We start from the raw sequence: 22,758 nt of genomic DNA, 5'->3' as shown, positions 1-22,758 counted from the left end.
GCACCCCTCGACCGGATATCGCCCGGGCGTACCGCGGGGCCGCCCGCCGCACTGCTCGCGGCGGGCGGCCCCGGCCGCGCTCCCCCGGACCCGTCGGCCCGGTCGGCCCAGGACCCGTCGGCCCGGTCAGCCCAGGAGCCGCGACCAGAACCGGGCCCAGCGCCCCTGCGGCCGGGCGGGCCCGGCGGCCGGGGCCGGCCGGGCCGGCTCGGCGTGCGCGGGGTAGCCGGGGGCGTGCTGCCAGGGCTGGTCGGCGCCGGCCACCCGGCCCTCGCGCATGATCCGGACGGTGTGTCCACCGCAGCCCGGGCAGGTCGGCTTGAGCAGCGGGGACGGCACCCGGACACCGTTGGCGTGGTACTCGAACACGATGTGACCGTCCCGGGCCACGTGGTGCTCGATGTCGTACGCCTGCTCCCAGCCGTACCCGCAGCGCAGGCAGGCGAAGGAGTAGGCCTCCCGGACGGTCTCGACGGGAGTGTGCGCCCGCCCCGCCAGGCCGGCGGCGTTCAGCGCGTTGCCACTGCGGGGGCTACCGATCGTGTCGCTCATAGCCAACTCCCAGTGCCCGTCGGGCGCTCGCCCGGCTGGGTCTTTCCGTTCAAGGAAATGCCCGTACCGCCCTGGCTGACGCCCTTCTTGTGAAGACTTGGATGCGGATTGGCGAGCCCTATACAAAGGGCGCGTCGGGAACCGGAATCCGGGGTCGAACCTTCATCGCAGCGGGCGTTTAGCCGGGCCTTCCCTCCAAGGTACGACTCCCCGCCCGCCACGCAACCCCCGGAATTCACCCCTTTTTCAAAGCCCCTTCCACGGCTTCCCGCTTCGCCGCGACGACCGCGTCGAAGACCTCCCGCTTGGGCACGGACAGTTCGACCGCGACCGCCGCGATGGCCTCCTTGCGCCGCTCCCCGGCCTCCTCCCGGACGGCCACCAGCCGGGCCAGCTCGGCCGGGGTCAGCTCCTGGGGCGCGGCCGGCGGGGCGCCCGCGACCACGACGGTGATCTCGCCCCTGACGCCGTCCGCGGCCCAGGCCGCCAGCTCGCCGATCGGCCCGCGCTTGACCTCCTCGTAGGTCTTGGTGAGCTCGCGGCACACGGCGGCCGGGCGCTGCGGCCCGAAGGCCTCCGCCATCGCGGCCAGCGCCTCGGCGATCCGGTGCGGCGCCTCGAAGAAGACCATGGTGCGCGGTTCGGCGGCGACGGTGGCCAGCTGCCGGGCCCGGTCGCCGGTCTTTCGCGGCAGGAAGCCCTCGAAGGTGAAGCGGTCGACCGGCAGGCCGGACAGCGCGAGCGCGGTGAGCACCGCGGACGGCCCGGGCACGGCGGTGACCTTGACGTCGGCCTCGACGGCGGCGGCCACCAGCCGGTAGCCGGGGTCGGAGACGGACGGCATCCCGGCGTCGGTGACCAGCAGCACCCGGGCGCCGCCGAGGAGCGCCTCGACCAGCTCGGGGGTGCGGCCGACCTCGTTGCCCTCGAAGTAGGAGACGACCCGCCCGGCCGGGGTCACCCCGAGGGCCTGGGTGAGCCGGCGCAGCCGCCGGGTGTCCTCCGCCGCGATGACGTCCGCCGTGGCCAGCTCGGTGAGCAGCCGGGGCGGGGCGTCCGAGACGTCGCCGATGGGGGTGCCTGCGAGAACGAGTACTCCTGTCACGGGCCCCATCCTCGCAGCTCCGGGCCGCCGGGGCGTTTGGTGACGATTCGGTCAGCTTCCGAGGGACCGGTCACACGTACGAGGAGCGCCCCTACGATGTGGCGGATGAACGGCGACACGGCGGCGCAGACGCCCACGGGTACGGACCACTCCGCGCGGGGCGGTGTCGGCCTGCCGTCCCCCCGCTCACCGGAGTCACCCCTGACACCGGAGCCACCCCTGGCACCCGCGCCCTGGCGGGAGCGCCTGGCCGGGTTCGGCTACCGGGCCCGCCCGACCGGCACGCTCACCGAGCGCCTCGTCCCGCCGATGCCGGACGGCCCCGGGGTGACCCGGCCCGACGTCGCGCAGTCCCCGCTGCTGCTGCGGCTGGGCCTGCGGCTGCCGCAGGGCCTCTGGTACTTCCTGTGCCGCTGGTCCGGCTGGCTGGGCCCGGTCGCGGTCGCGGTGTTCGCCGGGCTGCTGCGGTTCACCGGCCTCGGCCAGCCGCACGCGATCATCTTCGACGAGACGTACTACGCCAAGGACGCCTACGCGCTCTGGCACGGCGGCTACGAGATCAACTGGCCGGAGGACGCCAACACGACGATCATGACGCCGGGCGCGGCCGTGCCGTACCGCTCGACGCCGTCGTACGTGGTGCACCCGCCGGTGGGCAAGTGGATCATCGGCGCGGGCGAGCAGCTGTTCGGCATGAACCCCTTCGGCTGGCGGTTCGCGGTGGCCCTGCTCGGCACCCTGTCGGTGCTGATGCTGGCCCGGATCGCCCGCCGGATGTTCCGCTCCACCCTGCTGGGCTGCGTGGCCGGCCTGCTGCTCTCGGTGGACGGCCTGCACCTGGTGCTCAGCCGCACCGCCCTGCTCGACCTGGTGGTGATGTTCTGGATCCTCGCCGCCTTCGGCTTCCTGGTCCTGGACCGGGACCGCACCCGGGCCCGGCTCGCGGCCAGGCTCGGCGGGGTCGAGGACGCGGTGCTCGCCCAGCGGCTCCACCTGGGCTGGCGCCCGTACCGGATCGCGGCCGGCGTCTGCGTCGGCCTGACCTGCGCCACCAAGTGGAGCGGCCTGTACGTCGCGGCCGCGTTCGGCCTGATGACCGTGCTGTGGGACGTCGGCGCCCGCCGGCTGGCCGGCGCCCCGCGCCCGTACCCGGCGGTGCTGGCCCGGGACGTGGTGCCCGCCTTCGTGTCGGTCGTCGTGGTCTCGGTCGCGGTCTACGTGGCGTCCTGGTGGGGCTGGTTCGCCAGCAGCAACGCGCCCGGCCAGGGCGGCTGGGGCCGGGACTGGGCGGTCGGCCGCTCCACCGACTACCCGTGGATACCCGAGGGCCTGCGGGCCCTGTGGCACTACCACTCGACGGTCTACGAGTTCCACACCCACCTGACCGACCCGCACACCTACCAGTCGAACCCGTGGTCCTGGCTGGTGCTGGGCCGCCCGGTGTCCTTCTACTACGAGTCCCCCAAGCTCGGCCAGAGCGGCTGCACCGTCACCGACTGCGCCCGTGAGGTGCTGGGCATCGGCACCCCGCTGCTCTGGTGGACGGCCCTGCTGGCGCTGGTCTACTGCCTGTGGCTCTGGGCCTTCCGCCGGGACTGGCGGGCCGGCGCGCTGCTGTGCGGCCTGGCCGCCGGCTACCTGCCGTGGTTCCTGTACCAGCAGCGGACGATCTTCCTCTTCTACGCGGTGGTCTTCGTCCCGTTCCTGGTGCTCGCCGTGACGATGCTGATCGGCGCGCTGATCGGGCCGGCCGGCGCCTCCCGGGACCGCCGGATCATCGGCTCGGCCGCGGCCGGGCTGCTGGTGCTGCTGATCATCTGGAACTTCCTGTACTTCTACCCGCTGTTCACCGGGCAGACCATCCCGCTGAGCGACTGGCGCGCCCGGATGTGGTTCAACAGCTGGATCTGAGACCCCCGTGACCAGCGGCGGAAGCGTCCGGGCGCGCACACGGTCCCCCTCCAACCGTCCGAACCCGTCCACAACACGTACCAGATCCGTCACAAGTCCCCGGCGTTTCGTCGGCGCACCGATCCGCCCTGCCTAGGGTGGGGGGAGTACCGCGTTTCCGGCCCCGCCGGTTGCGCCCGGCCGCGAGACCCCTGGGGGATTTGCACCATGCGCAGTGGCGCGAAGATCGGCATCATCACCGGCGTGTCCATCGCCGTCCTCGCGGGCGGTGGCTACGGGGCCTACAGCCTGATGGGCGGGTCGGACTCCTCGTCCGGCGACAAGAAGCCCCGCACGGTGGTCGCCGAGCCGCCCACGGCCGACCAGGCGGCGAGCGGTGCGAAGGACTTCCTGGCGGCCTGGACCTCCGGCGACATCGCCAAGGCGGCCTCGCTGACCGACGACCCGGCCGCGGCCACCACGGCGCTGACGGCCTTCAGGGACCAGGTGAAGCCGAGCGCGCTGACCCTGTCCCCGGCCGGCCCGGCCACGCCGCAGGCCTTCGCCTCGGCGACCGGCACCCCGGCCCCGGCCAAGCCGACCGGCGCGGCCTCGGCGACCCCGTCCGCGGGTGCCACCGCCGGTGCCACCGACTCGCCGTCCGCCGCCGCCTCCCCCTCCGGGCCCACCGGCGTGCTGATGGGCTTCAAGGCCCGCGCCGAGTTCGCCGGCACCAGCCGGGTCTGGGACTACAACGGCTTCCTCGGCGTCGTGAAGATGAGCGACAACACCCCGGCCGTGCACTGGGCGCCCTCGGTGATCCACCCGCACCTGTCCGGCAACGAGACCATCGCCACCCAGCAGGTCTTCGCCCCGCCGTCCACCGTGGTGGACCGCAACGGCAAGGCGCTGCAGGGCGCCTCGCTCACCCCGGCGCTGATGGCCACGCTCCAGGACAACGCCCACAAGCTGCTGCCGCCGGACCCGAACAAGGACCAGGACGCGGGCAGCGCGGTGGTGATCACCGACCCGGCCGGCAAGACCGCCGCGGACAAGCTGTTCACCATCGTCGAGCCCAAGCCCGGCAAGCCGTTCAAGGTGACCATCGACAACACCCTCCAGGCCGCCGCCGAGAAGGCGATGACCGACCTGGGCGGCAAGCAGGGCTCCATCGTGGCCGTCGAGCCCAGCACCGGCCAGGTGCTGGCCTTCGCCAACGCCCCGGCCACCGGCCAGAACCGGGCCTTCACCGGCCTGCTCGCCCCCGGTTCGACGATGAAGATCGTCACCTCGACGGCCCTGCTGGAGTCCGGGCTCACCCCGGACAGCAACGTGGCCTGCCCGGAGAAGAGCAGCAACCCGGTGGCGATCCCGAACGACTTCCCCGGCGCCTTCCCGGACTACTCGCTCCAGAAGGACTTCATGGTGTCCTGCAACACCGCCTTCATCAACCAGGGCCTGACCAGCCTCAAGCCCGAGACGCTGTCCGGCACCGCCAAGGACGTGTACGGCATCGGCCTGGAGTGGAAGACCGGCCTGCCGAACGCCGACGGCAAGATCCCGGCGACCCCGGGCAGCAAGGACGAGCAGGCGATGAACTACATCGGCCAGGGCAAGGTCCAGATGAACCCGCTGGCCATCGCCTCGATCACGGCGACCGTCCAGAGCGGCGCGTTCAAGCAGCCGATCCTGGTCGCCGGCCTGCCCCAGCAGCAGGCGGCCCGGCAGATCTCGCCGGACGTCGCCGCCAAGCTGCGCGCGATGATGAACGCCACCGCCGTCGGCGGCACGGCCAGCCAGGTGATGGCCGGGATCACCGACAACGCGGGGGCCAAGACCGGCTCCGCCGAGGTCCAGGGCGCGTCCACCACCAACAGCTGGTTCACCGCCTTCCGCGGCAACCTCGCGGTCGCCGCCGAGGTCCAGGGCGGCGGCCACGGCGTGGACGCGGCCGGCCCGGCCGTGGCCTCGCTGCTCAAGTCCGGCAACAAGTGAGCACCTGAGTCCGGTACGCGAGGAGCCCGCCACGGACGACGTGGCGGGCTCCCGTGCGTGCGGGCCCGGTCAGCTCCTCGGCAGGGCGGGCCGCGGCACCTCCGGCGCGGGCCTGGGCGCCGCCGGGCGCCGGCTGCTCCAGCGCCGGGCCGCCAGCCGGGGCCAGATCACCAGGACGGCGGGCAGCGCCAGGTACCCGAACCGTCCGGCCGGGGCGAGCGTGAAGGCGATCGCCAGCCCGGCGGCCAGCAGGTCGGCGGCGGCGATCGCGGAGACCGGCGGCCGGGCCACCAGCCAGATCGCCACCCCGACCAGGGCCAGGGTCATCAGCGCGAGGGAGACGGTGTGCCCGGTCGGCCCGAAGCCGGCCAGTACCTTGCCGGGCAGCGGGCTGCCCGCCGGGGTGCGGATCGCGGTCATCCCGAGCGGGAAGCGCACCACCTGGTCGCGCAGCGCCTGCGGCTGGGTCAGGACGGACGGCAGCAGCACCGCCGCGCTCACCCCGGCCCCGATCAGCGCGGTGCGGGCGGCGGGCCGCCGGCCGTACAGCCGCCACAGCAGCAGGACGGCCACCGGCAGGGCGGGCCAGGCGGTCCACTTGAGGCTGCAGGCGAGGGCGAGCACCAGCCCGGCGGCGACGGTGCGGTCCCGCTCGGCGAGCGCCATGGCCAGGCAGCAGACCCCGATCAGCGGCAGGTCGACGCCGCCGACCACCAGGGCCAGCGCTATCAGCGGCGAGGCGGTGAGGACGGCCAGCGGCAGCAGCGGCGCGCGATGGCCGTCGGTGCCGGGCCGGGTGGGCCGGAGCAGCCGCCAGGCGGCCAGCAGGCAGACCACGAAGGTGAGGGCGAACCAGATCCGGGCGTCCCCGGCGACCCGGGCGAAGGCGGTGGAGCTGCCGAGCAGCTGGCGCGGCAGTCCGAACAGGGACATCGCCGGGAGGTAGGGGTTGTAGTCGGTGACCACCACCGGGTGCGGGAGGTAGACGTCGCCGGTGGTGAGCATCAGGTGGGCCGAGCGTTCGACCACCATCACCTCGGACTGGTGGCGGCCGGTCACCGCGAGCAGCCCGAGCGGCGCCAGCACGGCCCCGAGCAGGGCGACCACGGCGGCGGCCTCGGCCGCGAAGCGGCGCGGCAGGGTGAGGCAGAGCAGCCCGGCCACCACGTAGGCGGGGGCCGCGACCAGGCCCCACAGCCGCTGGTTGGCCAGGTCGGAGACGAGCGGGAAGGCCGCGGCCCAGCCGGCCGCGATCAGACAGCCGAGCAGCTGCACCCAGCGCAGCGAGGCGAGCCGGGCGGGATTCCACCGAACGGGCGTGGGCGGGAAGGTGCTCTCACCACGCTGGCGGGGGAACGGGCGGCCGGTGGAGCCCGTCGGCGGCCGTCCGGGTCTGGGCGGCGGTTCGGCGTCGATGGTCGGGGCCGGCGTTCTGGAACGGCCGGTGAAGCGGCCGCGCGGGCGGGAGAAGCCGGGCGTGCGGGTGCTCACCATGGTGGAAGGTTATGGCGGCGAACCGGGCGCTGTCGCCACCGCCTCGGGCCCCGGTCGGGACGCTACGCGCGTAGGGCCGCCGGGTGTCGTACCACGCGGCGGCCCTTCACGATTGGATAACGGCCCGGCGGCCGACGCCCTGGTCAGCCGGTGCCGGTCCCGCTCGGGACGGCCGGCCGCTCGGCGCGCTCAAGGCGGGAGTGCTTGACGCTGTAGCCGAAGTAGACGACCAGGGCGACGGCGAGGGCGATCGCCCCGGCCCGGAAGGTGTCGGCGTGCAGGCCGGTGATCAGGTAGACGCAGAAGCCGACGCTGAGCAGCGGGACGACCGGGTAGCCGGGGACCTTGAAGCCGCGCGGCAGGTCGGGCTGGGTGCGGCGCAGCACGATCACGCCGATCGAGACCACCGAGAAGGCGATCAGGGTGCCCAGGCTGGTGATGTCGGCCAGCACGTTCAGCGGGATGAACGCGGCCAGCGCGCCCACGCCGAGCCCGACCACCAGGGTGTTCCAGACCGGGGTGCCAGTGCGCGGGGAGAGCTCGGCGAAGCGCCTGGGCAGCAGGCCGTCGCGGCCCATCGAGTAGAGGATGCGGGTCTGCCCGTAGATCACCACCAGCGTGATGCTGAAGATCGAGACGATCGCGCCGACCGCGAAGATCATCGCGGGCCAGCTCTGGCCGGTGATGTCCTGGAGGATCTGGGCGAGCCCGGCCTCCTGGCCGTCGAACTTCTGCCACGGCTGGGCGCCGATGCCGGCCAGCGCGACCAGGATGTAGAGCAGGGTCACCACGACCAGCGAGATGATGATCGCCATCGGCATGGTCCGGCGCGGGTTCTTGACCTCCTCACCGGCGGTGGACACGGCGTCCAGACCGATGAAGGAGAAGAAGATGCTGGACGCGGCGACCTGCACGCCGCCGATGCCGAGCGGCATGAACGGGGTCAGGTTGCCGGAGTGGAAGCCGGTGAGCGCGACGCCGATGAACAGCAGCAGGATCACGATCTTGACCGCGACCATGGCGGCGTTGACCTTCACCGACTCGCTGACCCCGCGGATCAGCAGGAAGCAGACCATGGCGACCAGCAGCAGCGCCGGCAGGTTGAACCAGTGGGTGCTGTCCGGCGCGCCGGACAGCTGCTCGGGGATCTTGAACCCGAAGGCCAGGTCGAAGAACTTGTTCAGGTACTCGGCCCAGGTCACCGCGATCGCCGAGGCGGAGACGCCGTACTCCATCAGCAGGCAGATCCCGACGCCGAAGGCGACGCCCTCGCCGAGGGTCGCGTAGGCGTAGGAGTACGAGGAGCCGGAGACCGGGATCGCGGAGGCCATCTCGGCGTAGCAGAGCGCGGTGAGCCCGGCGGTGACCGCGGCGATCACGAAGGACAGGATGACCGCCGGACCGGCCGACGGCACCGCCGTGTTGAGCACGAAGAAGATGCCGGTGCCGATGGTGGCGCCGATGCCGATCGCGGACAGCTGCCAGAGCCCGATCGAGCGGCGCAGGTGGATGCCGGAGCGGCCGCCCTCCTCGGGTGCGCCGGCCGGAAGGCCGTGGCCCTCGCTCTCGGCGAGCAGGGTCGAGACGGGCTTGCGGCGCAGCAGACGCGCACCGAGGGTGTTGCTGGCCAAAACTGCTGTCCTTCTGGGCGGGGGAGGGTGTCCTGGTGACCGGTCACTCCGAGTACTGGGGGGTGACTTCGGGGACCAACCGAACAAACATGGGACAGTACCCGGCAAAGGCGCCAGTGTCGCAAACAAACAATACCGATCCGCGCATTGTACGAATCGGCGCACCAGAGCTCACAAACCGGACACTTCGCACGCGGCGGATCTTCCGGGCATCGGATAAAAGACCAGGTCAGCACTCCTGTCCGAGTCAGCGGCCGAGCACCGCCCGCATCACCGAGCGGGCGATCGGGGCGGCCAGCGCGCCACCCGTGACGTCCGTGGCGTCACTGTCCGCGACCACCACCGCCACCGCGACCGGCGCCACGGCGGCCGAACCGGCCGGCGCGGCCCAGGAGATGAACCAGGCGTACGGCGTCCCGCTGTTGTCCACCCCGTGCTGGGCGGTACCGGTCTTGCCGCCGACCACCGCCCCGGGGATCCGGGCGTTGCCGCCGGTGCCGTTCTCCACCACGTCCGTCATCAGCTTCCGCAGCTGCCCGGCCACCGCCGGGGTCAGCGCCTGCCGGTACACGGCCGGCCCGCGCACCTCGACCACGGTGCCGTCGCTCCTGGTCAGCCGGTCCACCAGCCGCGGCCGCATCACCGTCCCGCCGTTGGCGACCCCGGCCGCGACCATCGCCATCACCAGCGGGGTGGCCGCGGTGTCGAACTGCCCGATCGAGGAGAGCGCCAGCTGCGCCGGGTCCATCGCGGTGTCGACGTTCGACCGGGCCGGGCGCACCGGCACGTCCAGCTTCGGGTCGTTGAAGCCGAAGCCCTCGGCCGTCGCCACCAGCCTCTCCACCCCCGTCCGCACCCCCAGGTGGCCCAGCACGCTGTTGCAGCTGGCGGTCATCGCCGCGTCCAGCGACAGCCCGGGCCGGTCGCAGGCCGCGCTGTCGTTCACCAGCGGCGTGGTCGTCCCCGGCAGCACGTACGGGAAGGGCGCGTCGGTCGGCGCGTCCGGGTCGGTCACCACCCCGGCCGCCAGCGCCGCGGCGGCGGTGACCACCTTGAAGGTCGAGCCCGGCGGGTAGGTCTGGCGCAGCGCCCGGTTGAGCATCGGCTGGTCGGGGTCGGCCTGCAGCCGGTTCCAGGCCGTCTGGTCGGCCCCCGCCGAGCCGGCGAAGTCGCCCGGGTCGTAGGAGGGGGTGCTGGCCAGCGCCAGGATCCGCCCGGTGGCCGGCTCGATCGCGACCACCGCGCCCTTCTGGTCGCCGAGCCCGCGCACCGCGGCCTGCTGGGCGGCCCGGTCGATCGTGGTGAGGACGTTCCCGCCGGGGCTGCGCCGGCGGGTGAGCGCGTCCCGGAGCGACCAGCCGGTCAGCCGGCCGTCGGTGCCGTTCAGCAGGCCGTCCTCGGTGCCCTCCAGCTGGCTGTTGCCGTACGCCTGGGAGGAGAAGCCGGTGACGGCGGCGTACGTCGTCCCGTCGGCGTAGGTGCGCTTGTAGGCGTACCGGCCGCCGGTGGGCCGGGAGCCGGTCACCGGCTGCCCGTCGACCAGGACGTCCCCGCGCGGGCGGGCGTAGCGCTCGACGACCAGCCGCTGGTTGGCGCTGTTGCGGTCCAGGTCCCGGGCCTCGAAGACCTGCACCCGGGTGGCCTGCACGCACAGCGCCCCGACCAGCAGCAGGCAGAAGGTGGCCGCCCGGCGCCCGGTGACCGAGATCCCGGGCAGCCCCTGCGGCCCGTTGCCCCGCGGCCCGAGGCCGGCCATCACCGCGCCTCCGGCCCGGCGCCGGGCCCCTGCTCCGGACCGGTCACGGGCGCGGTCCCGGGCGCGGTCACGGGGAGCGGCGCGGGCGCGGGGACCGGCCGCCGGGCGTCGTCGCTCATCCGCACCAGCAGCGCCACGATGATCCAGTTGGTCACCACCGACGAACCCCCCTGGGCGATGAACGGCATCGTCATCCCGGTCAGCGGGATCAGCGCCAGCACCCCGCCCGCCACCACGAACACCTGGAGGCCGACGATCGCGGCCAGCCCGATCGCCAGCAGCCGCCCGAACGGGTCGCGCAGCGCGATGCCGGTCCGGAAGCCGCGCGAGACCAGCACCGCGTACAGCAGGAACACCGCGAACAGCCCGGTCAGGCCGAGCTCCTCGCCGATGGTGGCGAGGATGAAGTCCGACTTGGCGGCGAAACCGATCAGCACCGAGTGCCCGTCGCCCAGTCCGGTGCCCAGCTCACCGCCCCAGGCGAAGGCGAACAGCGACTGGGCGATCTGGTTGGCGCCCCGGCCCGCCGCGATCGAGCCCAGCGGGTCCAGCCAGTCCACCACCCGGCTGTGCACGTGCGGCGAGAGCCAGCCCACCGTCACCGCGCCGACCGCCGCCAGGCCCAGCCCGATCGCGATCCAGCCGGTGCGCGCGGTGGCCACGTAGAGCATCACCACGAACAGCCCGAAGTACAGCAGGGCCGTCCCGAGGTCGGTCTCCAGCACCAGCACCCCGACGAAGGCCGCCCAGATCAGCAGCACCGGCCCGAGCACCCGCCCGCGCGGCAGCTGCCAGCGCCAGACCCGGCGGCCGGTGAGCGCCAGCGCGTCCCGGTGCACCGCGAGGTAGGCGGCGAAGAAGACCGCCAGCAGGATCTTGGCGAACTCCCCCGACTGGAAGGACAGCGGCCCGACCACGATCCAGATCCGCGAGCCGTACACCGGCGGGAAGAGGATCGGCAGCACCAGCAGGACCAGCGCCAGCAGCGCCCCGACGTGGGCGTAGCGGCGCAGCCGCCGGTGGTCGCGCACCAGCAGCAGCACGGCGGTGAACAGCCCCACCCCCAGGGCCGACCAGAGCAGCTGGGTGGAGGCGGCCTCCCGGCCGGGGGTGGCCCGGTCCAGGCGGTAGATCACCACCAGGCCGATCCCGTTCAGCAGCACCGCGATCGGCAGCAGCAGCGGGTCCGCGTACCGGGCCCGCAGGCGGACCGCGCCGTGCGCCGCCAGGGCGAGCACGCCGAGCGCCGCCCCGTACTGGGCGGCGTCGGCGGGCGCCCGCCCGTCGAGGTTCACCCCGACCTCGACGTAGCCGAACACGGCGATCAGGACGGCGGCCAGCACCAGCACCAGCTCGGTGGTGCGCCGGGGCCGCACCGGCCGGACCGGCCGGGCCGCGGATCTCGTCACGGCGGAGGGTGTCGCCACGGACCGTCCTGGGGGAGGCGGGAGTCGAAGGGGCCGACCGGGTCCGGACACCGGTGCCCCGGTTCGTCACCCTAACGAGCACTATCCATATATATCGACTCTTTGCCACGGTGTGTCCGCCTTTGCCACGACCGCGCCCGCCGCCCCTCACTCCGGCCGCCGCCCGGCCAGCACCGCCGCCCCCGCCCCGAACACGGCCAACAGCACGACGGAGAAAAGCAGTTCACCCCAGGGCACGGCCACCCGCCCGGTCCGGGCCGCCGTCACCACCCCGCGCACCGCCGCGTTGGCCGGCGAACCCGGCAGCACCAGCGCCGCCGCGGCCGACCCCAGCGCCGCCAGGATCCCGTACGGCGAGCGGACCAGCACCGGACGGTTGCCCAGCACCCCGGCCGACGCCCCCAGCAGCACGCAGACCACCGAGGCCACCAGCCCGGCCAGCAGCGCCCGGCCGACACCCGGCTCCCGCCCCGCCCCCGGGTCGGCCACCGCGCCGCCGACCCACCACAGCGCCGCCACCTCGCCCACCGCCAGCAGCAGCCCCGCCGTCACCGCCGCCAGCAGCGCCCCCAGGTGCACCCGCACCGGGCCCGCCACCGCCACCAGGCAGGCCCGCGAGGCCGGCGGCTCGGCCGTCAGCACACCGCGCACGCACCAGGCGCTCACCGGCACCAGCAGCCCCGCCCCGAACCCGAGCCCGCCCAGCAGCGGATCACCCGGCGTCACCCCGACCACCAGCACCAGCGCGAACGCCAGGAACGGCGGCAGCCAGGCGTGCGAGCGCACCAGCAGCTCCAGGTGGTACCGGGTCAGCGCCCCGACCTGCCCCATCACCCCTCCTCCCGTCGGCGCACCGCCAGCACCCGCAGCGCCGGGCGGCTCAGCAGCAGGCCGCGCAGCAGGGCGTCCGAGTGCCCGGCCGGCACCTCCAGCCGCACCGCCGTACCGTCCAGCGCGGTCACCACCGGCGCGCCGGGCAGCCGCCGCGGCAGCGGGGCACCGTCCGCGAGGTCCACCTCGACCTCCACCACCGGCCCCCCGTCCAGCACCGGCACCGCCTCCCCGACCGGCCGCAGCCCGCCGTCCGCGCCCACCCGGTAGGCGGCGCTGGTCCGCCCGGCCAGCCGGGCCGGGTCGTGGTCCACGAACAGCACCGCGCCACCCGCCGCCGCCCGCTCGGCGGCCGCGTCGTCCAGCACCGCCCGCGCCCGCGGGTCCAGCCCGGTCCAGGCCTCGTCCAGCAGCAGCACCCGAGGCTCGGCGATCAACGCCTGCACCACCGCCACCTTCTGACAGGTGCCCTTGGACAGCCGGCTCAACGGGGTGCCCGCCCGGTCCGCGATGCCGAACCGGTCCAGCCACTGCCCCGACCGCCGCCGCGCCTCCCCCGCCGACAGCCCGTGCACCCGGCCCACCCGCACCAGGTACGAGGCCGCGTCGAACGGCAGCGCCGGCGGGAACCGCTCCGGCACGTACGCCGCCGACCCGGGCCGCACCACCCGGCCGGTGCTCGGCCGCTCGATCCCGGCCGCCAGCCGCAGCAGCGTCGACTTGCCGCTCCCGTTCGCCCCGGAGATCCGCACCAACTCCCCCGGCCCCACGACCAGTCCGACGTCCCGCAGGACCCACCGCCCGCCCCGCCCGTACCGCTTGCCGACCGCGGTCAGCTCCATCCGCACCCCGCCTCCATCCGGTCCCCCGAAGGCTATCCAGCGCGGGTAAGGCCGACGTCAGCACCGCGTCCGGCAAACCCTGCCCCGCACGCCGGAGTTCACGCCGGGGCGGGCGGGTGCACCGTCCGGTCTCGTTTGGCCTTGACGAACTGATGATCCCTAGGATCGGCCGGGTGAATACCGGACGACGACCGAAGACCAGGCTCGGCAGCCTGCTGGCCGCCCTGGCGATAACGGGCGCCTCGCTGCTCCTCGGCCTGCCCGCCCACGCCGACGAACCATCAGCCGGCGCCTCCCCCGCACCGAAGGAGGCCCCCAAGGTCGACCTGATCCTGGACGTCAGCGGCTCCATGAACACCGCCGACATCCAGGGCAAGAGCCGCATCTCGGTGGCCCAGAACTCGCTGAACGAGGTGATCGACGCCCTGCCCGCGGAGACCGAGTTCGGCATCCGCACCCTCGGCGCCACCTACCCCGGCAACGACAAGAACATCGGCTGCCAGGACACCAAGCAGCTCTTCCCGGTCGGAAAGACCAACAAGGTCGAGGCCAAGACCGCGGTCGCCACCCTGCGCCCCACCGGCTGGACCCCGATGGGCCTCGCCCTGCGCGGCGCGGCCCAGGACCTCGGCAAGGGCGACGCCACCCGCCGGATCGTCCTGATCACCGACGGCGAGGACACCTGCACCCCGCCCGACCCGTGCGACGTCGCCCGCGAACTCGCCTCCCAGGGCATCCACCTGGTGGTCGACACCCTCGGCCTGGCGCACGACGACAAGACCCGCCAGCAGCTGCTCTGCATCGCCAACGCGACCGGCGGCACCTACACCGACGTCCGCACCCCCCAGCAGCTCACCGACAAGGTGAAGCAGCTGGTCGACCGCTCCAACGACACCTACACGGTGACCCCGTCCAAGACCGCCGGCACCGACAAGTGCGAGAGCGCCCCGGTGCTCACCCCCGGCGTCTACAGCGACCGGGAGAAGTTCTCCGAGCACCGCGTCTACAAGGTCCCGGTCAAGTCCGGCCAGGAACTGCGCGCCTCGGTCAGCGTCGGCCTCGACCGCGCGGTGGCCCGGGACTACGGCGTCCTGCTCCAGGCCACCAGCGCCGCCGGCCAGGAACTGGTCCGCGGCACCGACGCCGGCAGCGCCCGCGCCGACGTGATCTCCACCGGCCTGCGCTGGTCCACCAACGACTCCAAGGGCTACGTCACCGCGAGCCCCACCACCTCCGCGAAGGACAAGCCGGACACCACCGTCTGCCTGGTGGTCAGCAACTCGCTGGCCCCGCAGTCCGGCGTCCAGGCCGACCCCGGCATGCCGCTGGAGCTGACCGTGGACCTCGCCTCCGCCTCGCCCGCCCCCGAGGGCGCCGCCATGGGCCTCGGCCGCGGCTGGATCCTGCTGCTCACCCTCACCCTGGCCGGCCTGGTCCTCGGCCTGCTCGCCGGCTGGATCGCACGCTGGCGGATCGCCGTCTGGCGGGAGAACTGATCATGCGTACGACGATCCGCGGCGCCCTCGCCGCCCTCGCCCTGCTGCCCGCCCTCGCGCTGGGCGCCCCGGCCGCCTCCGCCGCCTCGCCGTCCCCGACGGCGACCGCGAGCGGCACCCCGGCCCCGGCCACCAAGGCCGGCACCTCCTTCCTGACCGCGGTCAACCTCTCCCCCGGCCAGGACGCCGATGTCGCCGTCTCCACCGGCGACTACCTCTACTGGGCGTTCGGCGCCTCCGAGGGCCAGACCCCGACGGTCAGCCTGACCGTCAACCTGGCCCCGGCCGCCGACCGGCACGGCCCGCAGACCTGGAGCGTCGAGGTCTTCGACGGGCTGCGCCGCCGCCAGGCCTGCACCGCCGGCACCCAGAACGCCACCGGCGACCAGAACACCACCTCGCTGGCGCTGAACTGCACCCTGCGCGAGGTCCGCACCTGGGCCGAGCCGTGGTCCGGCGACCCGCTGCCCGGCACCTACTACGTCCGGCTCTCGGTCACCGACGCCCCGCAGCCCGACCTCGGCCTGGCCGCCACCACCCAGCTGCACGTCGCCGCCAAGGGCAACGCCGACAACGCCCAGCCCGAGGGCGGCGCGCTCAAGGCGCCGCTGGTCCCGCCGGTCGGCGGCGGCGCGAGCACGGCCCGGGCCGCGGCCCCGGTCGCGGAGCAGGACCACTGGTACACCGGCTGGTTCTCCGGCTGGAACAGCCGCTGGTACTGGACCATCGGCGGCGGCTTCCTGGCCGCCCTGGCCGGCATCCTCGGCTACCACCTGACCCGGCACCCGCGCGGCCACCGCCCCGGCCACCACGGCGCCGTCCCGCCCCAGGGCTCGCACCACCAGCACGGCCACTACGCCGAGCGCCCGTAGTCCCGGCCCCACCCGTCGAGGGCCGGCCGGACACCTTCCGGCCGGCCCTCGACCGCGTCTACGATCGAAGGGTGCAGCCGCGCGGCCGGATCGTGGTCGGCGTGGACGGCTCCGCCCCCGCCCGCGCCGCGGTCCGCTGGGCGGCCCGCCTGGCCCGCCGCACCGGCGGCCCGCTGGAGGCGGTGGCGGTCTGGGACTTCCCCTGCCTGTTCGGCGAGCACGGCCTGGTGCCGCCGGCCCTGGACGGCTTCGAACCGGAGCGCCGCGCCGCGGAGATCCTCGACGAGGCGGCCGCCGACTGCGGGCTCCGGATGGACTGCGGGCTCCGGCTGGACTGCGGGCTCCGGCTGGACCGCCGGCTCAAGGCCGGGCCGCCCGGGCCCGCCCTGGTCGCCGCCGCAGCAGGCGCCGCCCTGCTCGTCCTCGGCAACCGCGGCCACTCCACCCCGCCGGACGCCCCGCTGGGCACCGTCGCCCAGTACTGCCTGCACCACGCGCCCTGCCCGGTGGCCGTCGTCCGGGCGGACGGTGCGCGGACCGGCCCGTGACGGCGCGCGGATCAGCCCTTGAACAGGTTGTGCCCCACGTCGGACGGCACCTCGTCCTGGACCGGCTTGCTGCCCGGACCCGGCACGTGCTCACCCGGGATCGGCCGGTCGCCCTCGCGGTGCAGCAGCACCACCCCGTCCTCGGCCCAGAGCTGCCGGTACCCGTGCGCCAGCAGCAGCTGGATCCGGTCGGCCTGCTCCTTGTCGGTCTTGAAGGGGAAGGACCGCTTGTCGGAGCGGGTCAGCACGTACTCGCGCCCGCGCGGTGTCCCGTCCACCAGCACCACGTCCGTCCTGGCGGTCAGCCGCGGCGCGATCTGGTTGTCGGCCTCCACCGAGGCGCCGTCCGGGATCAGCGCGGCCGCCCGGACCAGCGCGGCCTCGCTCGCCCTGGGCTCCCAGGAGGACGGTACGGCCAGTTGCAGCAGCCCGATCGGCACCGCCGCCACCAGCGCCACCCCGACCGTGCCCAGGCCCAGCAGCCGGGCCCGTCGCCGGGTCCGCTCGGGCCGCCCGGTGCCGCTCAGCCGGCCCAGCACCTCGAGGCTCGCGGTCAGCAGGACCGGCCAGAGCATCGAGTCGTAGTGCCGGGCGATCGACCAGTGGTTGGGGTTGCTGGAGAGGATCCGTTCGGCCAGCAGCGGCAGCAGGCACAGCACGGTCGCCGAGCGCAGCGGCAGCAGGAACACGGTGCCGAACAGCCAGAGCAGCAGCAGCGGCTTCAACGGCTGGTCGAAGGCGGTCTGCACCAGCAGGAAGGGGTTGTGCAGCAGGTGGGTGACCGCCTGGCCGCCGTCGTCGCCGAGCGCCTTGTAGTTCCAGTAGTAGCCCGGCTCGCCGCCCATCGCCGGGATCAGCCACTTGATCGCCACCGCCGAGGCGACGGGGCCGCCGAGCAGCAGTCCCAGTCCGGTCAGGCGCCCCGCGCGGTCCCCGGTGCGGCGGGTGCGCAGCAGCAGCACCAGCCCGTACGCGCCGACCAGCAGGCCGAGGTCCTCCTTGGTGCAGCACAGCAGCACCGCGGCGAGCACCACCGTGCCGTAGCGGCGGGCCAGGCCGCGCTCCAGCATCAGCAGGGTCAGCGGGACGGCGAAGGCCACCTCGTGGAAGCCGACCCGGGAGGCGACCAGCAGCGGCCAGCCGAGCGCGTAGACCAGCCCGGCCAGGTCCGCGGCCCGACGGGCGGTGCGCGGCTCGGCGGCGGCGAAGGAGTGCGCGGCGATCCGGCGGATCAGCGGCACCCCGAGCGCGAACAGCAGCGCCTGCCCGATGATCAGCGAGCGCGGGTCGTCCCAGATCCAGTACAGCGGCGCGAGCAGCGCCAGGACCGGGGAGAAGTGGTCGCCGAGCAGCGAGAACCCGGGCGGGAACTCGTGGTGGTAGTACTTCAGCGTCGAGACCGGCAGCCCGAAGTGGGCGTAGCCGCGCACGCCCTGGTCGAAGATGCCGAGGTCGAAGCCGCCGAGCGAGACGGAGAGCCAGCCCTGCATCCCGATGGCGCACATCACCGCGAAGCACAGCAGGCTGAGCAGCACGGTGCGCCGGGCGGGCGGGCCCAGGACGGCCGCGGCCCGGCGGGCGGCGGCGGGTACGGCGGCCCGGGTCGTCGGCGGGGTCGCGGTCTGGGTGGTCACGTCGGCTCTGGTCCGTCTCTGGTCCGTGAGGTCCGGTCCGTCAGGTCCGGTTGCTCAGGGCGGGGTCGCGGTCGCGGTCGTCGTCGTGCTTGCGGGCGTCGTCGTGCTTGCGGGCGTCGGGGTCGTGGTCGAGCTTGGCGCCGAGCAGCGCCCAGGCGCCGGCCGAGGCGTCCACGGCCTGCCGCCGGGCCCGGTACAGCCGCAGGCCGATGACGACCAGGACGGCGACCGCCAGCGGCGGGTAGATCGAGCCGGGCAGCTGCCAGTACCAGGCGACGCCGCGGCCCCAGCGGTGCGGCACGATCCACATCACGTGGGAGAGGAACACCGCCAGCGTCACGCCGAGCAGCACCCGCCGGCCGGCGCTGCGGGCCTCCGCGGCCAGCAGGGCGATCAGCGGGAGGCACCACACCCAGTGGTGGGTCCAGCTGATCGGCGAGACCAGCAGCGCGGTGAGGGCGGCGCAGACGCCGCCCCAGGCGTCGGCCCGGCGCAGCACCCGGGCGGAGCGCCCGGCGAGCACGGCCACCCCGAGCCCGAGCGTGGCGACCAGCGCGGAGGCGATCAGCCCGACCGTGCCGGGGTCGTTGACGTCGAGCAGCCGGCAGACGGCCCCGCGCAGCGACTGGTTGTCGACCAGCACGGTGACGCCGACCCGGCTCGGGTCCCACAGGTACTTGGCCCAGAACCCGTACGAGGCGTCCGGCAGCACGGCCCAGCCGACCAGGCCGGCCGCCAGGAAGGTGGCGATGGAGACCAGGGCGGCCCTGGTCCGGCCGGTCAGGAACAGGTAGACGGTGAACAGCCCCGGGGTGATCTTGATCGCGGTGGCGAGGCCGATGCCCACGCCCTTGGACCGGCTGCGGTCCGAACGGGTGAGGTCCCACAGCACCAGGCAGAGGATGCCCAGGTTGACCTGGCCGTACTGGAAGGTGGTGTAGACCGGCTCCAGCCAGACCGCGAGGCCGGCGACGAGGACGGTGGCCGCCGTCCGGTAGCGCCGGGCGGGCCAGCCGGCCAGCTTGAGCGACAGGTGCACGGCCAGGCCGAGCAGCGCGTAGTTGCCGAGCGTCACCAGGATCCGCAGCGGGCTCACGTCGAACCAGGTGCTCGGCACGAACAGCATCGCGGCGAACGGCGGGTAGGTGGCCGGGAGGTCCCAGCCGGGCAGCCGCATCGCGTACAGGTCGTCGCCGTTGACCACGGCCTGGCCCTCGGCCCGGTAGACGAGCATGTCGACCATGTTCGCCCCGTGCAGGTGGCGCTGGAGGACCAAGGCCGCCACCGACAGCACGGCCACGCAGGCCGCCGCGATGGTCCAGGAATTCGGTCTTCCGCTCGCCGGGCCGCCCTCGGGCCCCTCCGGGTCCGCCTGTCGCGTCCACCGTGTCAGACCGAACTCGCGCACCGCGATGGCACCCCGTTGAGATAGACCAGATCGTTCCCTCGTCACCGTCTGGGCCCACCCACCATAACCGACCCCTCTGAGAGCCCCCTGGGCCCGGAAGCACAACGAATTCCGCCCGGCGGGGGCGCTGTGAGCTCGGTCACGGAGCGGACGGCCCGGGGCTTCCGGGGCGTCAAAACGCGAAATCCCGCCGGGAGTTGAACTCCCGGCGGGATCTGCTGGGCCGGTCGGAACCGGTCCGTTGGGTGGAGCTGAGGGGATTCGAACCCCTGACCCCCTCGATGCGAACGAGGTGCGCTACCGGACTGCGCCACAGCCCCAACGAGAAGAAACTCTAGCACCTTTCGGAGGGGGTCCGTGACCACCCCCCTGGTCGGGGGCGGTCACGGCGGTCATTCGTTGGCCGCGCGGGGGCGGGACTGCGGAGCCGGGGCTTCGGCGTACTGGTCGAACAGCGGGGTGGTGCGGGACTCGGCGGGCCGGCCGGCGGTCCAGGTGCCGGGGGCCGAGAGGTCCAGGCCGCGGGAGACCCGGGGGGCGACCGGCGCGGTGACGTAGGTCGGCAGCGGGACGGGCACCGGCTCCCAGGAGTCGGGGCCGGCCGCACCGCGCTCGCGCATGCCGTCGACCCACTCCTCGTGCTCGGTCGCCTCGGCCACCGCGGAGGCGGAGGGCACCGCGACGGTGGCCTGCTCCGGATCGGCGGCCAGCCGCAGGTGCGGACGGCGGCCGGAGCGGTGCCCGGCGGGCGCGGGCGGGGCGTCGTCGTCCGGGGCGGGCGCCTCGACCGTCGGCCGGTCGTCCGCCGGGTCCTCGGCGCGCTGCCGCTCGCGCTGGCGCAGCCGCTCGGCCGCCTGGGCGGCCCGGTCGCGGTCCAGCTTCACCTCGTACCGCTGGCGCTCCAACTTGCGCAGGTGGCCGATGTAGAGGGTGAGCAGGACCGCCGGCACGGCCGGGACCCAGAGGAAGGCCAGGCCCGCCACCGCGGCGACCACCGCGCCGAGCGCGAAGGCCAGGAAGAGGGCGGTGACCATCCGGCGCCGACGGGCCAGCAGCAGCGCCCGGCGCTCGGACCCGACCTGCCGCACCGGGGCCGGCCGTTCGGCCGGCCGCTCCACCGGTGGTTCGGGCTCCCGCACGGCGGGGTCGCCGGAGTCGGCCGCGTCCCGCTCGGGGGGGCCGTCGCTGCTGTGCTCGTCGTCACGCGATTCGTCACCCAGGGCCCGGGCTGCCCGTCGCTCCAGCGCCGAACGCCCGGCCAGCAGGCGGATGGCGGTGCTGAAGCGTTCCGTCGGGCGCGCCTCGTTGAGTTCGTCCTGCCTGCGGAGCCACATGGGCACCAGATAGGCGGCCCAGGCCCCTACGATGACGGCGTAGATAAGGCCGCTACTGCTCACGATTCACACCGTACGGGCGACGGGGAAGGCCCGGCAGCAATTTGGCGCGGCGTGTCGTGTGATCAAGCTGATTCTCCGACTATTTTGCCGGTGTTTGTGACGGTCCGCCACCGCGTCGATGCCATATCGATATTTCTTTCGAACAAATATTCAATTACGCGGCTCGCGGCCGGAACTGAGCGTCCGCCAGCGTTCCAGCATCCCCTCCGGGACCTCCTCGGCGGTCAGGGCGTAGACCAGGTGGTCCCGCCAGTCCCCGTCGATGTGGAGATAGCGCGGGCGCATTCCCTCCGCACGGAAGCCGAGCTTTTCCACCACCCGTCGGCTCGGGCCGTTCTCCGGGCGGATGCAGACCTCGATCCGGTGCAGTCCGAGGGTGTGGAAGCAGTGGTCCACCGACAGCGCCACGGCCGTCGGCATGATGCCCCGGCCGGCCACCGCCTCGTCGATCCAGTAGCCGACGTTGGCCGAGCACATCGAGCCCCAGGTGATCCCGCCGACGGTCAACTGGCCGACCAGCTGGCCCTTGTGGAGCACCACGAAGGGCAGCATCCGGCCCGCCGAGGCCTCGCCGCGCAGGAAGCGGACCATCTGCCGGTAGGTCGGGCGGGGCCCGGCGGCCTGGCCGGCCGGGCCGGGCGGCACGGTGGCCTCCCAGCGCCGCAGCCAGTCCCGGTTGCGGCGGCTCACCTCCTGCCACTCGCGCTGGTCGCGGGCCCGGATCGGGCGCAGCACGACCTCCCCCTCGTGGAGTTCTACCGGCCAGCCGGCGTTCAGTGCCCTCTCCTCGATGCTTCGGTCCCGGAAGCCGGTGCGTCGGGCCGGGGGTGGTCCCCGCCGCCGAGCTGGTCGACGGCGTGCGCGAGCAGCGGCTCCAGGACGGCCAGACCGTCCTTGACGCCGCCGGTCGAACCCGGCAGGTTGACGATCAGGGTACGTCCGGCGAGCCCGGACAGCCCGCGGGAGAGCGCCGCGGTCGGCACCTTGTCGCGGCCGTACGCGCGGACGGCCTCGGCGATGCCGGGGACCTGCCGGTCGATCACCCGGGCGGTCATCTCGGGGGTGAGGTCCATCGGCGAGATGCCGGTGCCGCCGGTGGTCAGCACCACGTCGTAGCCGGCGGCGACGGCCTCGCGCAGGACGGCCTCGACCGGCTCGCCGTCCGGGACGACCCGCGGGCCGTCGACGGTGAAGCCCATCGCGGTCAGACCCGCCACCAGCAGCGGGCCGCCCTTGTCCTCGTACACCCCGGCCGAGGCCCGGTTGGAGACCGTCACCGCGAGCGCCTTCATGCGCCCACCTCGCTTCGCTCGGCAGGGGCATTCGCCCATCCGCACCTCTTGACGGCTCGCTCGCTCCGCTCGCTCACGCCGAAACCTCCGGCGCGAACCAGTCGCCGCTCTTGCCGCCGGTCTTGCTGAGCACCCGGACGGACTCGATGCTCGCGCCCTTGTCGACCGCCTTGACCATGTCGATCACGGTCAGCGCGGCGACCGTCACCGAGGTCAGCGCCTCCATCTCGACACCGGTGCGGTCGGCGGTGCGCACGGTGGCGGTGATCTCGACCGCGTCGTCGCCGACGGTGAGGTCGACCTCGACGCCGGAGACCGCGATCGGGTGGCAGAGCGGGATCAGGTCCGGGGTCCGCTTGGCGCCCATGATCCCGGCGATCCGGGCCACCGCGAGGGCGTCGCCCTTGGGCACGCCCTCGCCGCGCAGCAGCGCCACCACCCGCGGCGAGACCCTGACCCGCCCGGCCGCGACGGCGGTGCGCGCGGTGGCGGCCTTCTCGGAGACGTCGACCATCCGGGCGGCGCCCCGGTCGTCGACGTGGGTGAGGCGGTCGCCGGGATTCGGTGTCGTCACGGGTAACTCCAGGG

19 protein-coding genes and 1 tRNA gene are annotated in these 22,758 nt (G+C 74.0%); 5 read left to right on the top strand and 15 right to left on the bottom strand.

Annotated features, from left to right (window positions below; translation table 11 throughout):
- Window positions 1-126: 126 nt before the first annotated feature.
- Together ACFY2K_RS28325 and rsmI are read right to left on the bottom strand one after the other, a co-directional pair.
- Window positions 127-558, bottom strand: a complete 432-nt coding sequence (locus ACFY2K_RS28325) for a hypothetical protein (protein WP_387715132.1) — start codon at window positions 556-558, stop codon at window positions 127-129.
- A 229-nt stretch (window positions 559-787) separates the two neighbouring features.
- A complete protein-coding gene (rsmI, locus tag ACFY2K_RS28320; RefSeq protein ID WP_375892733.1) occupies window positions 788-1,657 on the bottom strand; it encodes a 16S rRNA (cytidine(1402)-2'-O)-methyltransferase in 870 nt (289 codons plus the stop codon).
- A gap of 105 nt (window positions 1,658-1,762) precedes the next feature.
- On the opposite strand from rsmI, the gene ACFY2K_RS28315 reads away from it, so the two are divergent.
- A complete protein-coding gene (locus ACFY2K_RS28315; RefSeq protein ID WP_387715129.1) occupies window positions 1,763-3,568 on the top strand; it encodes a dolichyl-phosphate-mannose--protein mannosyltransferase in 1,806 nt (601 codons plus the stop codon).
- Window positions 3,569-3,775: 207 nt separating this feature from the next.
- Window positions 3,776-5,542, top strand: a complete 1,767-nt coding sequence (locus ACFY2K_RS28310; protein ID WP_380524025.1) for a penicillin-binding transpeptidase domain-containing protein — start codon at window positions 3,776-3,778, stop codon at window positions 5,540-5,542.
- Between the two features lie 69 nt (window positions 5,543-5,611).
- On the opposite strand, the gene ACFY2K_RS28305 is transcribed toward ACFY2K_RS28310, so the two are convergent.
- From ACFY2K_RS28305 to ACFY2K_RS28280, 6 genes are all read right to left on the bottom strand, one after another.
- Complete coding sequence (locus tag ACFY2K_RS28305; RefSeq protein ID WP_375892736.1) at window positions 5,612-7,036, bottom strand: glycosyltransferase 87 family protein; 1,425 nt, start codon at window positions 7,034-7,036, stop codon at window positions 5,612-5,614.
- Between the two features lie 143 nt (window positions 7,037-7,179).
- Window positions 7,180-8,667, bottom strand: coding sequence for an amino acid permease (locus ACFY2K_RS28300; RefSeq protein WP_380524027.1), 1,488 nt, complete (start codon window positions 8,665-8,667; stop codon window positions 7,180-7,182).
- A 247-nt stretch (window positions 8,668-8,914) separates the two neighbouring features.
- Window positions 8,915-10,423, bottom strand: a complete 1,509-nt coding sequence (locus ACFY2K_RS28295; RefSeq protein ID WP_380588743.1) for a penicillin-binding transpeptidase domain-containing protein — start codon at window positions 10,421-10,423, stop codon at window positions 8,915-8,917.
- A complete protein-coding gene (locus ACFY2K_RS28290; protein WP_387715124.1) occupies window positions 10,423-11,832 on the bottom strand; it encodes an FtsW/RodA/SpoVE family cell cycle protein in 1,410 nt (469 codons plus the stop codon). Before ACFY2K_RS28290 ends, ACFY2K_RS28295 begins: the two co-directional genes overlap by 1 nt.
- 165 nt (window positions 11,833-11,997) lie before the next feature.
- Entirely contained in the window at window positions 11,998-12,681 is a 684-nt protein-coding gene (locus ACFY2K_RS28285; protein ID WP_380397567.1) for an ABC transporter, read from the bottom strand.
- A complete protein-coding gene (locus tag ACFY2K_RS28280) occupies window positions 12,681-13,523 on the bottom strand; it encodes an ATP-binding cassette domain-containing protein (protein WP_387715121.1) in 843 nt (280 codons plus the stop codon). The genes ACFY2K_RS28285 and ACFY2K_RS28280 overlap by 1 nt, the downstream gene beginning before the upstream one ends.
- A 173-nt stretch (window positions 13,524-13,696) precedes the next feature.
- On the opposite strand from ACFY2K_RS28280, the gene ACFY2K_RS28275 reads away from it, so the two are divergent.
- From ACFY2K_RS28275 to ACFY2K_RS28265, 3 genes are all read left to right on the top strand, one after another.
- Window positions 13,697-15,019 carry a VWA domain-containing protein gene (locus ACFY2K_RS28275; protein ID WP_380524034.1) on the top strand — a complete coding sequence of 441 codons (1,323 nt, stop codon included), beginning with the start codon at window positions 13,697-13,699 and terminating at the stop codon, window positions 15,017-15,019.
- Between the two features lie 2 nt (window positions 15,020-15,021).
- Window positions 15,022-15,891 carry a peptidase gene (locus ACFY2K_RS28270; RefSeq protein ID WP_375892745.1) on the top strand — a complete coding sequence of 290 codons (870 nt, stop codon included), beginning with the start codon at window positions 15,022-15,024 and terminating at the stop codon, window positions 15,889-15,891.
- Window positions 15,892-15,962: 71 nt separating this feature from the next.
- Window positions 15,963-16,439, top strand: coding sequence for a universal stress protein (locus ACFY2K_RS28265; RefSeq protein ID WP_387715117.1), 477 nt, complete (start codon window positions 15,963-15,965; stop codon window positions 16,437-16,439).
- A gap of 11 nt (window positions 16,440-16,450) precedes the next feature.
- Here ACFY2K_RS28265 and ACFY2K_RS28260 read toward each other — a convergent pair whose 3' ends face one another.
- The 7 genes from ACFY2K_RS28260 to moaC form a co-directional block, all read right to left on the bottom strand.
- Window positions 16,451-18,073 (bottom strand): DUF2079 domain-containing protein, encoded by a 1,623-nt coding sequence (locus ACFY2K_RS28260; RefSeq protein ID WP_380524040.1) that lies wholly within the window; start codon window positions 18,071-18,073, stop codon window positions 16,451-16,453.
- Between the two features lie 40 nt (window positions 18,074-18,113).
- Window positions 18,114-19,373, bottom strand: a complete 1,260-nt coding sequence (locus ACFY2K_RS28255) for a glycosyltransferase 87 family protein (protein WP_387715114.1) — start codon at window positions 19,371-19,373, stop codon at window positions 18,114-18,116.
- Window positions 19,374-19,727: 354 nt separating this feature from the next.
- Window positions 19,728-19,801, bottom strand: a tRNA-Ala gene (locus ACFY2K_RS28250).
- A 72-nt stretch (window positions 19,802-19,873) separates the two neighbouring features.
- Window positions 19,874-20,878 carry a hypothetical protein gene (locus tag ACFY2K_RS28245; RefSeq protein WP_387715111.1) on the bottom strand — a complete coding sequence of 335 codons (1,005 nt, stop codon included), beginning with the start codon at window positions 20,876-20,878 and terminating at the stop codon, window positions 19,874-19,876.
- A 150-nt stretch (window positions 20,879-21,028) separates the two neighbouring features.
- On the bottom strand, window positions 21,029-21,613 hold the full coding sequence (locus ACFY2K_RS28240) for a GNAT family N-acetyltransferase (RefSeq protein WP_387715108.1): 585 nt from the start codon (window positions 21,611-21,613) through the stop codon (window positions 21,029-21,031).
- Between the two features lie 38 nt (window positions 21,614-21,651).
- Entirely contained in the window at window positions 21,652-22,170 is a 519-nt protein-coding gene (locus tag ACFY2K_RS28235; RefSeq protein ID WP_375892755.1) for a molybdenum cofactor biosynthesis protein B, read from the bottom strand.
- A 73-nt stretch (window positions 22,171-22,243) separates the two neighbouring features.
- Entirely contained in the window at window positions 22,244-22,684 is a 441-nt protein-coding gene (moaC, locus tag ACFY2K_RS28230) for a cyclic pyranopterin monophosphate synthase MoaC (protein ID WP_380524111.1), read from the bottom strand.
- Window positions 22,685-22,758: the final 74 nt, after the last annotated feature.

This window comes from Kitasatospora sp. NPDC001309 (assembly GCF_042896295.1).
Lineage (GTDB): Bacteria > Actinomycetota > Actinomycetes > Streptomycetales > Streptomycetaceae > Kitasatospora.
The sequence above is the reverse complement of the archived record's forward strand: the minus strand, read 5'-3'. Positions and strand labels throughout refer to the sequence as shown.